Genomic DNA, 12,758 nt, shown 5'->3' on the forward strand with positions numbered 1-12,758 from the left:
GCCTGGCTCGCCTTAACACTTCAGCGTATCGCCAACGGCTGGCCGAGCAGCCAAATCGACGCGCTTATGCCATGGAACCACGCAGCCTGACGGCCTCAGCTTGCCGCTTACTTCCTGAAAGCTCTCGGGCAATTCGTTTAGGAGCCGCTGGGCGTCCTCTGGTGGCGTTCCTTGTTCACGCATACACCGAGCCAGAATGTGTTTCTCGGATCGGACGAAGGAAACGGGACGCCACTCTAGGCGGTCATATTTGTGGCGGCTCCGCTGCAGGACCCATTGAATGCCATCGCTGGCAAGCGCCCAGTTGCCGGAGACGGCAAATTGTTTGTCAGTCAAATTCTGTAGGTTGGTTGGAAAGGGAAAGGAAATGAAAGGCAGCCAGAAGGGGCTTTACAGCTGGTCTGGTGCGTTTGGATGATTAGGGGAGGAAAGGTAGCTTGGACGGAAAGACGTCTCAGTGAGACTGCAATCGTATCCTAGCTGTTCGCAAGCCAAGCTTGCTCACGTTGATTACGTTTGGATAAGAGAGAGGATTGGGAGGAAGCTGACTGATCAGCGTAGGGCATGAATAATGCCCTAGGATTCGTCTATAGTATGACAGATTTCTTATAGCACGTCAAGGTTGTTTAGCTTCAGTCAGACGTTGAACCTCTGCTCCCCAAGCCTTAAGCGCCGCCTTGCGTTCGTTCATGTACTCGTAACGCTGGTAGATGCCAACCAATCCGCCGTTCACGCCGCTGCTGTGGTTCAAGACCTTTTCGATCACGTTGGGCAATACACCTAGCTTCGCCATCCCGCTCGCCGCCGTACGACGGAGGTCATGGATGCGAAATGGAGGCGTGCTTTCCGGCATCAACTTATCGATGGATGTCTTGGCTTTGCTGAAGCCTGAGACAGAGGTCTCTCCAGTCGTGGTGAAGACAAGTTGTGAAACGTCACTTCCCGAAGGGGCTAGATCAATTTCGTTCTCCTCGCTCTCGGAGACCGCAAGCTGAGCCTGCTCTGCGGCCCTAGCCTTCAGTGAGCGTAGGATGGTCACAGCTTGCGGGGACAGATGAGCGATGTGGGCCTTTCCGTTCTTCGTCCTGGCTGAAGGTATCGTCCAGAGGGCGTTATCGATATCGATCTCTGACCATGCCATGCCGGAGACCTCGTCACGACGCTGAGCTGTCAGTAGCAGGAGCTGGTAGATGGGTCCGAACGGATAGCCCATGCCAGAAGCCGCAGACCATAGGGCTTTGATCTCTTGATCGGTAAGGATGCGGTCACGACGCACTGGAGACGGACACAGGAGCCCATCCATGGGGGATTTGGCGATCATGTCCCTTTGGACACAGAAGCCGAAGAAAGCTCTCAGTCCAGCGTGCAAGGCCCTGGCTGCGCCCGGAAGCTGATCGTCAAGCTTGGCGTCAATGAGCTTGCGGATGTCGGCTCTGGTTACGTCCTTGAGCTTCGATGAACCAAGGGCCGGGACGCTAAGCTGAGCGCATAGCTTGGGGATGCCGTCGAAGATCGCCTTCTTCTCTTTCCAGTATTTGTCGTCCTCTGTGGGCTTGCCAGACAAGTACTGGTCAATGGCTTCAGAGACCGTCGGTGCAGCGAGAGCCAGCCGTTGTAGCTGTAGTCTTTCAGCCTTCCTGGAAAGCACATCTATGCCGTCAGAAACCTGGACACGAAGCTTCTCGGCTCTTGTTCTGGCAGCAGGGACTTTCATTGAGGGCAGGGAACCGAAGACGATGCGGCGAGGTCTGCCTCCTCGGCCTCCTTCCCAGTGCTGATGCAGCCAAGACACCTTCCCAGATGGGAAGACATGACATCCAAAGCCTTGAAGCTCGGTGTCCCAGAGATAGAGGGCTTTGCCCTGCTGCTGCGCCTGGAGGGAGAGGGCTTTGACCTGCCGAAGTGTGATCTTCCCTATGGCCATGGATACCCTCGACAGCAAACATTTGAATATTGACGGAGTATAGACATCTCATGATCAGGGTCAAGTAAAAGATGAAGTATACCCGAAGGTTATGGTAGAAAAGAAGATAGTAATTTGAGCAATAATTCCAGATGATCGTGAGGCATAAAAAGTAAATACACAAATAACTTAAGCTACTTAGGGGTATTATCGGAGTTGAATGAACCAACGTAAGGTGGCTAGTGCGACCTAAAGCTAGGCAGTTTTGGCTTCAAAAGAGATAAAGCTAGGCAGTTTTGGCTTCAAAAGAGATATTGAGCGAAATAATGTTCGTTAGGAGAAGAAATATACATGAATACTTGAGTATTACAGTGATAGGACGGTCGAAGTGCGACCTTGGCCTAGGCCCTCTGGGGTTCTTGGCCTGAAGGTATTGAATATCTTGAAATTTATGGATTAAGAAGCTAACCGAGTGGCGCTGATTGTGAGAGGTTTAAGCTGTTTTGGAAACTCAGCGCCTGTCTGTGGAACAGGAGGTCGGTGGTTCGAGCCCACCCAACTGTACCATCCGCAAGATCATTCAGCGCGACATCGCAAGATCGGACCATCGCAAGGTCGCTCGCCCTTGTCGCCCGGCGTGTCACCGCGTCCGCTTGCACTTCTCCGTCCCGTCACCCAAACTGACTGACACGACGCCTTAACGACGCCTAGTGACACCTTTGGGGGGATGCATGGGGATCGCCTGTTCAAGGAGTTTTTCGTTTGCGTTGATATCAAGCATCGCTCTTGCGGCGCTGCTGCTGCCGGGCCGAAGTGAGGCCTATACGCAAGACCAGCAGCAGGCCTGTACGCCGGATGCGTTCAGGCTTTGCGGCCCCGAGATTCCCGACGTCGATCGCATCACGGCCTGCATGATCAGGAACAAGGCGCAGCTCTCGCCGGCCTGCCGGGTGTTCTTCCGCGGTGGTCCCGAGCCGCGTGAAGCGAGCGAGCGCGTGGAACGGCGTGCTGCCAAGCACAAGGCCGCCAAATCGCACAGGGCGAAGAAGTCCACCCACTAAATGATTCCCATCGCGCGCACGCGGCTAACTTGGCGCATTCTCGTCGAGCGGACCGCTGTGCGCTTCACCTCGCCCCGCGTGCGGGGAGAGGTCGGAACGCATCGTCAGATGCGTTCCGGGTGAGGGGGAGTCTCCACAAGCGCAACTATCGCCATCCACGCGGAGACAGCCCCTCACCCCAACCCTCTCCCCGTAAGAACGGGGAGAGGGAGCGCAGCGCCATCGCGGTCAACGCAATCTCATCGCGCGGTGGATCGCCTCCATGCGATTTCAAGGTTGCGATGCGCGACAGACTGACGCCTTGTGACGCTGTCATGCAGCATCATCTCTGGGGCTTGTATTGTCAGCCAAATCTGTTCCGCTTGTGGAACGGATGGAGTGGGACGCGTGAGCGAATACTACAAACAAGAGATCGATCGGCACTTCGCCTGGTTCGAAGCCAAGCTGCCGGAAAAGCCGGCGCGCTTCGTCGCGTGGCTGCGCAAGCCGTCGTCGCGCTATGTGCGGATTCCGCTCGCGATCCTCCTGATCATCGGCGGCATCTTCAGCTTCCTGCCGGTGCTCGGACTCTGGATGCTGCCGCTCGGACTCCTTTTGTTCGCGCAGGACGTTCCGTTCCTGCAGAAACCGACCGCGCAATTGCTCGGCTGGATCGAGCGCAAGTGGATCGAGCGCGAGCGCGCGAAAGCTGCCGGAAAACGCTAGGCACCGAGTCATATCAAACGCTTAGGGCTTCCATTTGCGGTTGCGTCATAAGTTCGGTGTGACTCAAAAAGCAAAACGCACCGGTAATCTTGGCCACTTTGCGGATTGCAAGAAATTTTTTCTTTCGCGAATCAGCGTGCTGATTCATTTTCGCCTCCTGGGGTCAATCTGGAGGCCAACGTATGAACGTGATTGTTTTCGCTTCGCGTAAGGGGGGCTCGGGAAAAAGTACCCTGGCTGCTCACCTCGCCGCGCAAGTGCACAAGGCAACGAAGCCCTGTCTGCTGATCGACGCCGATCCGCAGGGCTCGCTGACTCTCTGGCACAAGCTGCGCGGCACCAACGAGCCGGCGATCAAGACGGCAGTGAACTCGGTCAGCGGGATCATTGCCCAGGCCAAGCGTGACGGCATCGAGTGGGTGTTCATCGACACGCCGCCGAACCTCTCGGCCGTGGTCGACGACTCCATCAAGAACGCCACGATGGTGATCATTCCGGCGCGGCCCGGCGTGTTCGACGTCAACGCCGTGCAGGAAACCATCCAGACCTGCCGCTCGATGCGCAAGCCCTATGCCGTCGTGATCAACGGTGCGCCCGCGCAGCGTGACGGCGCCGAAAGCCGCATCGTCGCGATCGCGCGCGAGGCGCTGGCGAAATTCCGCGCTCCGGTGTGGAGCGGCCAGATCACCAACCGCGCCGATCTTCTGATGGCGCTCGGCCAGGGCGAAGGCGCCCGCGAATATTATGCGGAAGGCCGCGCCGCCGCCGAGATCAATCGGCTGTGGGCCGCGATCGAACGCTCGATCAAGGCGATCCGCGGCACGGCGTCGGCGTCCGGTACGATGCACAAGCAGGCGGCGTAACAACGCCGTTTTGGTTTGAAATGGAAAGAACGCGCGGCTCCCGCGCGTTTTTTGTCGTCGAGAATATTGGAGCCATTCCGGGGCATGCGAAGCATGAGCCCGGAATCTCGAGATTCCGGATTCGATGCTCACGCATCGCTCCGGAATGACGGAGGGGATGCCCTCACGCCACCATCAGCAGATAGAACACGATCACCGGCGCTAGGGTCAGGATCACCGACCAGATGCCGACAGCCCATAAAATATCCTCGGTCGTAAAGCCCGGCTCGGCACCCGGCCTCACGGCAACAAACCCATTCCTCGAATTCACGACGCCCCCGCGCTGGTCTTGGCAATGCGGAAGGCTGTACGCGAGCGGATTTAAGATCCTGGTCGGAATTTCGCGGGCATTTGCGCGCGGGTGCTACTTCGGATTAACCACAGCCCCGCCGGTCGGTCGCGTTCGGCCGGGTGCCGTTCGCTTCAGTGCATTGCTCCGTCCCGATCGCGGATCGCTCCGAGATGCTCGTTGATCCGGAATACGATCAGGATGAACTCGGCGGCGATGCGCGAGAACACGATGCCGACGAAGACGCTGGCGATCGACGCGAGCAGCTGGATGAATCCGACGAACGGGCTGATCGCCATCGCCGTGAGGCTCCACAGGATGCCGGAGATCCCGAACAGCACGATGACCGCGATCACCAGCCAGTAGAACGTCTTGATGATCGTGGGCGTGATGAAGCGGTCCCACTGAAACAGATCCTGGAAATCGAACATCATGGTTCTCCCGGCCAGCCGAATATGATTCGCGTCTCGTTCATCCTACTGCGTGACCGCCGGCGTGATCACTTCATCCCGGGAGCCTGCGCCGCAGGCGTCCGTCGGGAAGAGGCTTTCGCCGGGCCAATGGTTCGGGACGGCGCCAGGCGCCTCCGCGACCAGAGGGATCGATACCGCAGAAGCCCATTCGGTCTCGCCAAAGGCGAGCCCCGGACCGGGCGCCGGCAGTCCAGGGGCGAGCTATGCGAGTGGGCCGATTGTGATTGCCGCAAATAACGGCCACAATCGGGCTTCCCTCCGGCATATCCTCACCCAATGACCACGCTGACCTTCGAAGACTTCAAGCCCGGCCGCTTCGGCACGTTCGGCCCGCGCCATGTTTCACGCGAGGAGATCCTCGCCTTTGCCGCCGAATTCGACCCGCAGCCGATGCATCTCGACGAGGAGGCGGCGAAGAAATCCATGCTCCGCGGCCTGTCGGGCTCGGGCTGGCATCTCGGCTCGCTGATGATGCGGATGCTGTTCGACGGCTTCATCGGCCGCACCGCCTCGCTCGGTTCGCCCGGGGTCAACGAGATGCGCTGGGTGGCGCCGCTGCGTCCGGGCGACGATTTGACGCTGGATGTCGACGTCGTCGAGGCGCGCGTCTCGAAGAGCCGGCCCGAGACCGGCATCGTCACTTTCAAGGGCACCATCCGCAACGCGCGCGGCGAGATGCTGTGCGAGATGGAGTCGCCGATCATCGTCAGCCGCCGCGACGGCGCGAGCGCATAGGAGAGGTCATGCGCTTTTTTGAAGATATCGAGATCGGCGCGCGGCGCGAGTTCGGCTCCTTCACCTTCACGCCCGAGGACATCAAGCGGTTCGCCGCGCAGTTCGATCCGCAGCGCTTCCATCTCGACGAGGAGGAGGGGCGCAACTCGCTGTTCGGCGGGCTCGCCGCATCGGGCTGGCATGTCGCCAGCGTCTGCATGAAGCTGCTCGTCGCCGACGGCAAGCGGCTCGCCGCGGAAGCCGCCGCGCGCGGCGAGGAGGTCGCGGTCTGGGGGCCCTCGCCGGGCTTCCGCGAACTGCGCTGGATCCGCCCGGTGCTGGCGGGCGATACCATCAGCTTCACCAACCAGGTCGAGACCAAGCGCACGTCCGAAAAGCGGCCCGAATGGGGCATCCTTCAGGCCCGCAACGCCGGCGTCAATCAGCGCAACGAGGTGGTGTTCTCGTTCCTCGCCACCGCTTTCGTGCCGCGGCGGAATCCCGGTTCCTGATGTTGCCCGCGCGCCTCTGATGTTGCCCGGACGCCATGGTTAGCGAATGACTTCTGCTGCCGACGCAGTTGTGCGTTGCGTGGAACTCAGTTTTTGCTAACGCATTCTGAACCTTTGTCCCTGCCTTATGGTTTGAGGGCACGGACATCTGGCAAGAATGACTGGGGATACCATGGCAGATCGCAGCGCGCTGAAACTCGTCGGCATTATCTTCGCGACGGTAACGGTTGTGGTGATGCTGGCCACCGGAATGGTCGTGAAGGGCTTTGCCGACGGCAATTATTCCTTCGAGACCACCGCGAGCATCGACCGCTGATTGACCGTCTGTAACTCCCGGCGCTCGAGGGAGCGCAGGTGGCGTGCATTTGCGCTTTTCAATGTGATCTGTCGGCAGGCTGCGTCACATTTCTTCCAAGCTTCAGTCTAACGATTCCAGATCAGCACCATCACGACCGTCGCGGCTGCCAGGATGCCGATGAAGCGGATCATGATCGTGCCGATGCCCTGCTGCGGCTGGCGCAGCGGAATCGGATCGGCGGCGTTATCCGGCCGGACGCTCTGCATGACTTCGTCTCCAAATGGATGCCCGGCTAGTGTCCCGAATCCGAAGTTCGCATCATTTGCCGCACCTTCGGAGCGAACTTCGGATTCGATAAGGACACTAGCAAACCTTTGATTCTAGTGTGCTTTATGAATGCGAAGTTCGTGAAAGTGGCTGCCGCGAAATCGCACGAACTTCGCATTCAGCACACTAGGCGCGGTCCGGACGCGAATTCCGGATTGGACGCGGGCTCGACATCCCCAGTTCAAATCGGCTTCTGCAAAAAATTGACGTCGCGGAGTTTACACCGCGCTGAATAACGAATCGTTCTGCGCTGAATCAGGCCGCAAAGCGAAGCCGCCGCCCCCCGTTCAGGAGGCGGCGGCGATCAGTTTGGAAAACTGAAGTATCAGCTGTTGCGCAGGCCGTCGGCGGCGCGCTTCCACTGCGAGACGTTGTCGGCGATCATGCGCGTCGACTTCATCGCGGCCTGGCTGAGCTGGGCATAGCCGGAGATCTCGCGCTGGACGCGCTGGCCCTCGGCATGCAGCAGGTCACGCAGGCTCTCGAGCTCGCCGATCAGCTTCTCGATCTCGGCGAGCGAGGTGCCGGCGACGCGCTGGATCAGCGAATTGACGTTGCTGACGGTGGCATCGGTGTTGGTGTCGGTCGGCGCGGTCTCCGGACTCGCCACCGGCCGGCGCAGATAGGCGATATCGTTGCGCACGAAGTCGCGGATGCCGGCTTCGACTTCCGAGACGGCGGCGAGGTTGGTGTCGACCTCGGACGTCGTTTCGACTTCGGCTTCCTCGGTACGGTTGGTGGCGTTCATCGGCTTTCCCCTTGTTCGCAATGGCGAAGCGCGGCTTGTCCCCCGCACGACGAATTGATGAAGTTACGGACCTATCAGTGCCGCCGAATTTGACCGCATCTGGGCCAAGTTGCGGCAATGCCTGATCATTTAGCGCGATAGAGCTAACAGACCGTTCACCATGAGCGCTTGTAGCCGGCGCTGATGCTCTTGTTGGTGGTGCCCTGGGAGGTCTCGCCGACCGAGCCGGAGACGGTGACGCCGTCGAACAGCTTCTGCTCGGCGCCGATCCGGCGCAGCCATCGGTCGTCGGAGGTCGACAGCATCTGGCCTGCCGTGATGCTGGTGCCGGTGTCGTTAACCGACAGGCTCGCCGACTGATCGGTGTCGTAGCTGCGCGAGGAGTGGTTGATGATGCCGGGCACCGGGACCACGCCCTGCTGGATGAGGTTGTAGCCGTTCTGCAGCGTCAGCGAATATTGCTCCGACAGCGGCACCGACTTGCTCAAGGAGGTGCCGACCTTGCTCTGGTCGGCGGAGGGATCGACCCGCGCCTCGACCGAGGTCTTGTCCCAGATCGAGGCCACGCCGCCGGTAGAGATCGCGGCCCAGGCCGAGCCGCCGGACTGCGGCAGGCTGCCGCCATTGGCGAGCCGCTCCGACAATTGCTCCGACGTCGTCATCGTGCCTTGCCTTGCGACCGTCATGTCGGCGCCGATGCGGGTATCGAGGAATGGCGAGATCGACTGCTTGACCGACACCGCCGACGAGCCGTTGGCGTTGTTGTTGGTCGACCAGGATGGATCCTTGCCGGCGATGCTGGCGGGCCTCGCCGCACGCTTCGGCGCCAGCGTGGGCAGGCTCGTAGAATCGGTGTCGAGCTGGCTCCAGTCGAGCTTGCTCTCGTCGATGTCCTTCAGGATGTCGGCGTCATTGGCATTGGCCGCCGGCGGCTCCTCGTCGGCCGCAGCCTCGGCGTTATCAGCTGCGCTATCCTGGGCGGCGGGAGCGATCTGCCACGGCGGGGTTTGCGCGCCGGCCGACAGCGCCATCGCCAGGCTGAAGCCGGCTGCCAGCACCTGCAGCCTTGCCCAGCCAAATCGTAATGTGAAAGTCATTCCCAGCCCGCAAATTCCAGAGCCGCAGCATGCATTGCCGTGGCGCAAAATTGTGGCATCGGCGCTCTGAAAGCAAGTGATCAACGCGTGATCGTCATGTCCGGGACAAACGCGCCGCGCGTTCGCGCGGCGCGTCCCGAGCGCGGCCGTTCGGGGCTGGCAAAACAGGCCGCCGCTGCCGGGGCGCCTGAACGCGAAGACGCGCTTCGCGCTTTAGCGCCCCGGACATGACGAAGGCGTGAAATCGAAAGGCCGTCAGACCGCGATGCGCGGCAGATGGATCGGGTAGCCGACGGTCTGCTCGACGAGGTCGAAACTGTCGACCAGCACGCGGAAGCTCGTCAGCTTGCCGGCCCTGAACTGCGCGAAATGCGCGATCCGGAGCGAGATCGGCTTGTTGGAGTCGAGTGCCGTCAGCGAATAGCGCAGCATCGAGGCTGCGGAATCCACGCCGAGCATGATCTGTTCCCGGTCGAAGCGGTGAACCCTGAGGTTCTCGCCGATCTGCCGGATCACCTCGAGCACCGCGGCCTTGCCGCGGCGCGCGCCGAAAAAGGAAAACAGGTCGATCGGCCCATAGATGGACCATTCGACCTCGTCGTCGAGCAGCGGCTCGATATCTGCAAGCTGGCGTTCGTTGATCGCGCGATGCAATGCGCGCGAAAAACGCCAGAGACTATGCTCTGTCATTTTGGCCTTGTCCTGAAACTGGATTTTCAAACGCAAACGGATGGCAGGGGGTCAGCGCCGACGCCTTGCCAGGTTGCTGCACATCGCTATTGCGGCCTGAAATAGTGCCGAACGGCAAAAACGCAAATGACTTTTTTGCAATGCACAATTGCGCCGAATTTTACCCGAATGTGACCGCCGACCTCTGGATTCTGGTTCCGACGCGCTTTTTTGATGCGAACCGGCATCCACTCACGTGCGGGGCAGGCTTCGCGCGAAAACGCTCCGGTCGCCGCAATTCAGCGGTCGCGCTGCCGCACCGGTTGCCGCTCGATCACGATCTCGGCGTCGCGGATCGCCACCACCGCGAACAGCAGCGCGCCGCCGATGCCGCCGATCGCGGCGCCGAGCGGCATGAAGGTGAAAAACACCAGCGTTCCGCTGTCGATACCAGAGGTTCTAGCCAATCCGATCCAGCTAAGCCCGGCTCCGATGCCGAAGGCGGCGCCGCCAAGGGCGCCCAGCGCCAGGCCAAGCACAGCGAGCAATGCGATTTTCATGGTGATTTCAGCCCCGACCGCAACAAGCCCGGTAATAAGTCAGCGCCGGGCTGTCGAGGTTCAACGCCGGCGTTGCGAATTTGCCTGCACGATGTCGTCGTGCCCGGTCAGCGCCGCCGCGACGTCGCGCTCCAGCACCTGCTGGACGAGGTCGAAGGTGTCGATGATCTCGCGGATCTCGGTGATCTTGCCGTCGCGCAGCGTGTAGAACACCGCCACATCGAACTGCACCACGCGGGCGTTGTTGCGCTTGCGGAAGAACACGCGCAGCTGCGCGGCGACCCTGTCGCCCTGGGTCACCACGATCGGCGCCTCATAGCGCATGTCCGAATAGCGCTCGTGGATCGTGGTCCACATCTGGCGCAGCGCGGCCTTGCCGCGGTGCTGGCCCATATGCGGAAGAATGTCGATCGGGGCGTTGGCGAGAAACGCGACGTCGTCGCTGCAGCGATCGAGCGCGCCCTCGATGCCGCCGGCATAATAAACGTCGAGGAAGTTCAAGACGCGCTGCCGGTTCAAATCCTCGCCCATGATCGACTCCGCCGGTCCGACTCGCTCTGGCCCGGCATTGTGAACCGGAGCATTCCACAATCAAACAACATATGTTTGACGCGCGAGACGCGATTAGGTTCGGCAACCAGCGCGTGCATTGTGGCGCAAAATGCATGCGGCGCGCCGGTTCGCGCAATGCGACGACGGGCGGCTGTCGCGGTGCAGGCGGCGGTTTATTCCGCGCCTGCGCCGCTTAAATCTTCGCGCCCGCGGCCTTGCCGCGGCGCCGCCGGCCCGTATGCTTCGCGGCGGAAGGCGGCCGAACAGAGCCGCCCCGATGGGGAGAGACCAATGAAGCGCATCACCCACTTCGCCGCGATCCTGTCGCTGCTGGCATGCCCGGCGATCCCGCCCGCCTTCGCACACACGCCGCAGCAGCCTGCCCACCAGCTCTACAACGAAGGCGACCTGAAGCTCGAGAGCGGCGAGGCGATCAAGGATTTCTCGATCTCCTACGTCACCCACGGCACGCTGAACGCGAAGAAGTCGAACGCCATCCTGATGGTGACCGCGATCTCGGGCAATCATCACCGGCTCGATTTCATGATCGGCCCCGGCAAGGCGCTCGACCCCGACAAGTATTTCATCGTCTGCACCGACGCGATCGGCAACGGGCTGACCACGTCGCCGAGCAATTCGAAGGCGCAGCCGCGGATGCAGTTTCCGAAATTCGCGATCCGCGACATGGTGGAATCGCAGTATCGGCTGATGAAGGAGAAGCTCGGCATCGACCATGTCGTCGCCGTGGTCGGCCCCTCGATGGGCGGCATGCAGGCGCTGCAATGGGGCGTCAGCCATCCGGACTTCATGGACGCGCTGGTTGCGATGGTGCCGCTTGCGAAGACGCCGGCCTGGTCGGTCGCGGTGATGGAGGCCTCGCGCAAGGCGATCATGAACGATCCGGCGTGGAAGGACGGCAATTACGAGGCGCCGCCGGAGAAGGGCCTCAAGCTGTTCCGCGATATCGTCGCGCTGCTCGCGGCGCGCACGCCCGATATGTATGCGGCGCAGTTCAAGTCCGGCCCCGACGTGCTGCCCTGGATGGCCGAGCAGGAGACCGCGCTGTGGAAGCTGTTCGACGCCAACGACTGGATCTACCAGAGCTGGGCCTATGACCGGCACGATGTCGGCACCACGGCCGGGTTCGGCGGCGACACCGCGAAGGCGCTGGCGTCGATCAAGGCGAAGACGCTGATCCTCACCGGCACCAAGGACCTGCTCAATCCCGAATTCGAGCCGAACCAGATGGGCCAGAAAATCGGAGGCGTGACCATCAAGACGATCAGCCCGGGCACCGTGACCGGCCACGCCTCGGCCGGCGGTTTCTTCCCGGCGGATGTCGAGTTTCTCAACCGCGAAACCGGCGTGTTCCTCGACGGCGTGACCGACGGCGGCAAGAAACTGGAGTGATCGGCTGAACCGGCCGCGTCTCGCAGACGTGGAGGCATGCGGCGGGCAGCTGTCCGCGAGTTAATGAAACCTCCGCTCGCGCGCCCGGTTGGTTCGGCGTGGGCGACGCATCCGCAATGAGGAGTTCCGTATGAGAAACACCATGCCGCTTGCCGTCGCCGCCCTGGTTGTCTCCAAATAAATCATGCGAGCGCGCACCGCGCGACGGTGAGCCGGCGTCGACGCCGGCCACGAGGCCTTGAGCTCCTCCGGGGCCGGCCGGTGAAATCGCGCCGGCTCGCTGTCGCGGTGCGTTCGACAACAGCTAATCCGACGGCGCCGCCTTGCCGGCGGCGCGGTCGATGGTGAACCGCTCGTCTTCCCGGAACCGGCGGTGCCGCTGCGCCGTTGATGCGGCAGCATTGCATTGGAGCCGCATCATGAAATCGTCGTCCGTGAAGAATGCGGATTGACTTGAGAAATAAGCAGAATTGGTCTTGATGTAGTATTCGATTTTGCAGGAAAGCGGGGTATTGGACCTCGCTTTCTTGCGTTTTAG

The 12,758-nt window shown here is 61.1% G+C and carries 19 protein-coding genes; 8 read left to right on the forward strand and 11 right to left on the reverse strand.

Annotated features, from left to right (window positions below; all coding sequences use genetic code 11):
* The coding region (locus tag ACZBJS_RS40630; RefSeq protein WP_463440188.1) for a transposase domain-containing protein at positions 1-90 on the forward strand (90 nt) is incomplete at its 5' end.
* 526 nt (positions 91-616) lie between these two features.
* On the opposite strand, the gene ACZBJS_RS40635 is transcribed toward ACZBJS_RS40630, so the two are convergent.
* A complete protein-coding gene (locus ACZBJS_RS40635; protein WP_463440185.1) occupies positions 617-1,924 on the reverse strand; it encodes a tyrosine-type recombinase/integrase in 1,308 nt (435 codons plus the stop codon).
* A gap of 746 nt (positions 1,925-2,670) precedes the next feature.
* On the opposite strand from ACZBJS_RS40635, the gene ACZBJS_RS40640 reads away from it, so the two are divergent.
* Together ACZBJS_RS40640 and ACZBJS_RS40645 are read left to right on the forward strand one after the other, a co-directional pair.
* Complete coding sequence (locus tag ACZBJS_RS40640) at positions 2,671-2,964, forward strand: hypothetical protein (RefSeq protein WP_375162575.1); 294 nt, start codon at positions 2,671-2,673, stop codon at positions 2,962-2,964.
* 378 nt (positions 2,965-3,342) lie between these two features.
* The gene (locus ACZBJS_RS40645; protein WP_018273595.1) at positions 3,343-3,669 is read left to right on the forward strand and encodes a hypothetical protein; all 327 of its coding nucleotides are present in this window, start codon (positions 3,343-3,345) and stop codon (positions 3,667-3,669) included.
* Between the two features lie 13 nt (positions 3,670-3,682).
* Here the strand turns inward: ACZBJS_RS40645 and ACZBJS_RS40650 are convergent, their stop codons facing one another.
* Complete coding sequence (locus ACZBJS_RS40650) at positions 3,683-3,817, reverse strand: hypothetical protein (RefSeq protein ID WP_256521274.1); 135 nt, start codon at positions 3,815-3,817, stop codon at positions 3,683-3,685.
* Positions 3,818-3,851: 34 nt separating this feature from the next.
* Here ACZBJS_RS40650 and ACZBJS_RS40655 point away from each other — a divergent pair, with 34 nt between their 5' ends.
* Complete coding sequence (locus ACZBJS_RS40655) at positions 3,852-4,532, forward strand: ParA family protein (RefSeq protein WP_028336032.1); 681 nt, start codon at positions 3,852-3,854, stop codon at positions 4,530-4,532.
* A 163-nt stretch (positions 4,533-4,695) separates the two neighbouring features.
* Here the strand turns inward: ACZBJS_RS40655 and ACZBJS_RS40660 are convergent, their stop codons facing one another.
* Together ACZBJS_RS40660 and ACZBJS_RS40665 are read right to left on the reverse strand one after the other, a co-directional pair.
* Positions 4,696-4,842 carry a hypothetical protein gene (locus tag ACZBJS_RS40660; protein WP_162832441.1) on the reverse strand — a complete coding sequence of 49 codons (147 nt, stop codon included), beginning with the start codon at positions 4,840-4,842 and terminating at the stop codon, positions 4,696-4,698.
* 152 nt (positions 4,843-4,994) lie between these two features.
* Entirely contained in the window at positions 4,995-5,291 is a 297-nt protein-coding gene (locus tag ACZBJS_RS40665; RefSeq protein ID WP_028340592.1) for a DUF4282 domain-containing protein, read from the reverse strand.
* 318 nt (positions 5,292-5,609) lie between these two features.
* Here ACZBJS_RS40665 and ACZBJS_RS40670 point away from each other — a divergent pair, with 318 nt between their 5' ends.
* From ACZBJS_RS40670 to ACZBJS_RS40680, 3 genes are all read left to right on the forward strand, one after another.
* Positions 5,610-6,068, forward strand: a complete 459-nt coding sequence (locus tag ACZBJS_RS40670; RefSeq protein WP_057019033.1) for a MaoC family dehydratase — start codon at positions 5,610-5,612, stop codon at positions 6,066-6,068.
* Between the two features lie 8 nt (positions 6,069-6,076).
* A complete protein-coding gene (locus ACZBJS_RS40675; protein WP_463440186.1) occupies positions 6,077-6,559 on the forward strand; it encodes a MaoC family dehydratase in 483 nt (160 codons plus the stop codon).
* 172 nt (positions 6,560-6,731) lie between these two features.
* A complete protein-coding gene (locus ACZBJS_RS40680; protein WP_016841369.1) occupies positions 6,732-6,875 on the forward strand; it encodes a hypothetical protein in 144 nt (47 codons plus the stop codon).
* Positions 6,876-6,982: 107 nt separating this feature from the next.
* Here the strand turns inward: ACZBJS_RS40680 and ACZBJS_RS40685 are convergent, their stop codons facing one another.
* The 6 genes from ACZBJS_RS40685 to ACZBJS_RS40710 form a co-directional block, all read right to left on the reverse strand.
* A complete protein-coding gene (locus tag ACZBJS_RS40685; protein ID WP_167350365.1) occupies positions 6,983-7,123 on the reverse strand; it encodes a hypothetical protein in 141 nt (46 codons plus the stop codon).
* A 386-nt stretch (positions 7,124-7,509) separates the two neighbouring features.
* Positions 7,510-7,932 carry a hypothetical protein gene (locus ACZBJS_RS40690; RefSeq protein ID WP_016841371.1) on the reverse strand — a complete coding sequence of 141 codons (423 nt, stop codon included), beginning with the start codon at positions 7,930-7,932 and terminating at the stop codon, positions 7,510-7,512.
* Between the two features lie 155 nt (positions 7,933-8,087).
* Positions 8,088-9,029 (reverse strand): hypothetical protein, encoded by a 942-nt coding sequence (locus ACZBJS_RS40695; RefSeq protein WP_316396107.1) that lies wholly within the window; start codon positions 9,027-9,029, stop codon positions 8,088-8,090.
* Between the two features lie 255 nt (positions 9,030-9,284).
* On the reverse strand, positions 9,285-9,719 hold the full coding sequence (locus ACZBJS_RS40700; RefSeq protein WP_026193357.1) for a nuclear transport factor 2 family protein: 435 nt from the start codon (positions 9,717-9,719) through the stop codon (positions 9,285-9,287).
* A gap of 278 nt (positions 9,720-9,997) precedes the next feature.
* Positions 9,998-10,258: a hypothetical protein gene (locus ACZBJS_RS40705; RefSeq protein WP_028336038.1), complete on the reverse strand. Its 261-nt coding sequence runs from the start codon at positions 10,256-10,258 to the stop codon at positions 9,998-10,000.
* 60 nt (positions 10,259-10,318) lie between these two features.
* On the reverse strand, positions 10,319-10,789 hold the full coding sequence (locus tag ACZBJS_RS40710; protein WP_057019035.1) for a nuclear transport factor 2 family protein: 471 nt from the start codon (positions 10,787-10,789) through the stop codon (positions 10,319-10,321).
* A 312-nt stretch (positions 10,790-11,101) separates the two neighbouring features.
* Here ACZBJS_RS40710 and ACZBJS_RS40715 point away from each other — a divergent pair, with 312 nt between their 5' ends.
* Entirely contained in the window at positions 11,102-12,220 is a 1,119-nt protein-coding gene (locus tag ACZBJS_RS40715; protein ID WP_229191209.1) for an alpha/beta fold hydrolase, read from the forward strand.
* A gap of 304 nt (positions 12,221-12,524) precedes the next feature.
* Here the strand turns inward: ACZBJS_RS40715 and ACZBJS_RS40720 are convergent.
* Positions 12,525-12,758, reverse strand: a 234-nt coding sequence (locus ACZBJS_RS40720) for a hypothetical protein (protein ID WP_463440187.1), incomplete at its 5' end; no start/stop codon positions are given.

It is taken from the genome of Bradyrhizobium sp. KZN70725, from assembly GCF_055264925.1.

What these genes read in the sequence shown, in the direction of transcription:
- ACZBJS_RS40655 (WP_028336032.1), top strand. Translation starts at nt 3,852, where the DNA reads ATGAACGTGATTGTTTTCGCTTCGCGTAAGGGGGGCTCGGGAAAAAGT.
- ACZBJS_RS40715 (WP_229191209.1), top strand. Translation starts at nt 11,102, where the DNA reads ATGAAGCGCATCACCCACTTCGCCGCGATCCTGTCGCTGCTGGCATGC.
- ACZBJS_RS40670 (WP_057019033.1), top strand. Translation starts at nt 5,610, where the DNA reads ATGACCACGCTGACCTTCGAAGACTTCAAGCCCGGCCGCTTCGGCACG.
- ACZBJS_RS40700 (WP_026193357.1), bottom strand. Translation starts at nt 9,719, where the DNA reads ATGACAGAGCATAGTCTCTGGCGTTTTTCGCGCGCATTGCATCGCGCG.
- ACZBJS_RS40710 (WP_057019035.1), bottom strand. Translation starts at nt 10,789, where the DNA reads ATGGGCGAGGATTTGAACCGGCAGCGCGTCTTGAACTTCCTCGACGTT.
- ACZBJS_RS40690 (WP_016841371.1), bottom strand. Translation starts at nt 7,932, where the DNA reads ATGAACGCCACCAACCGTACCGAGGAAGCCGAAGTCGAAACGACGTCC.
- ACZBJS_RS40680 (WP_016841369.1), top strand. Translation starts at nt 6,732, where the DNA reads ATGGCAGATCGCAGCGCGCTGAAACTCGTCGGCATTATCTTCGCGACG.
- ACZBJS_RS40705 (WP_028336038.1), bottom strand. Translation starts at nt 10,258, where the DNA reads ATGAAAATCGCATTGCTCGCTGTGCTTGGCCTGGCGCTGGGCGCCCTT.
- ACZBJS_RS40685 (WP_167350365.1), bottom strand. Translation starts at nt 7,123, where the DNA reads ATGCAGAGCGTCCGGCCGGATAACGCCGCCGATCCGATTCCGCTGCGC.
- ACZBJS_RS40650 (WP_256521274.1), bottom strand. Translation starts at nt 3,817, where the DNA reads ATGAATCAGCACGCTGATTCGCGAAAGAAAAAATTTCTTGCAATCCGC.
- ACZBJS_RS40665 (WP_028340592.1), bottom strand. Translation starts at nt 5,291, where the DNA reads ATGTTCGATTTCCAGGATCTGTTTCAGTGGGACCGCTTCATCACGCCC.
- ACZBJS_RS40695 (WP_316396107.1), bottom strand. Translation starts at nt 9,029, where the DNA reads ATGACTTTCACATTACGATTTGGCTGGGCAAGGCTGCAGGTGCTGGCA.
- ACZBJS_RS40675 (WP_463440186.1), top strand. Translation starts at nt 6,077, where the DNA reads ATGCGCTTTTTTGAAGATATCGAGATCGGCGCGCGGCGCGAGTTCGGC.
- ACZBJS_RS40635 (WP_463440185.1), bottom strand. Translation starts at nt 1,924, where the DNA reads ATGGCCATAGGGAAGATCACACTTCGGCAGGTCAAAGCCCTCTCCCTC.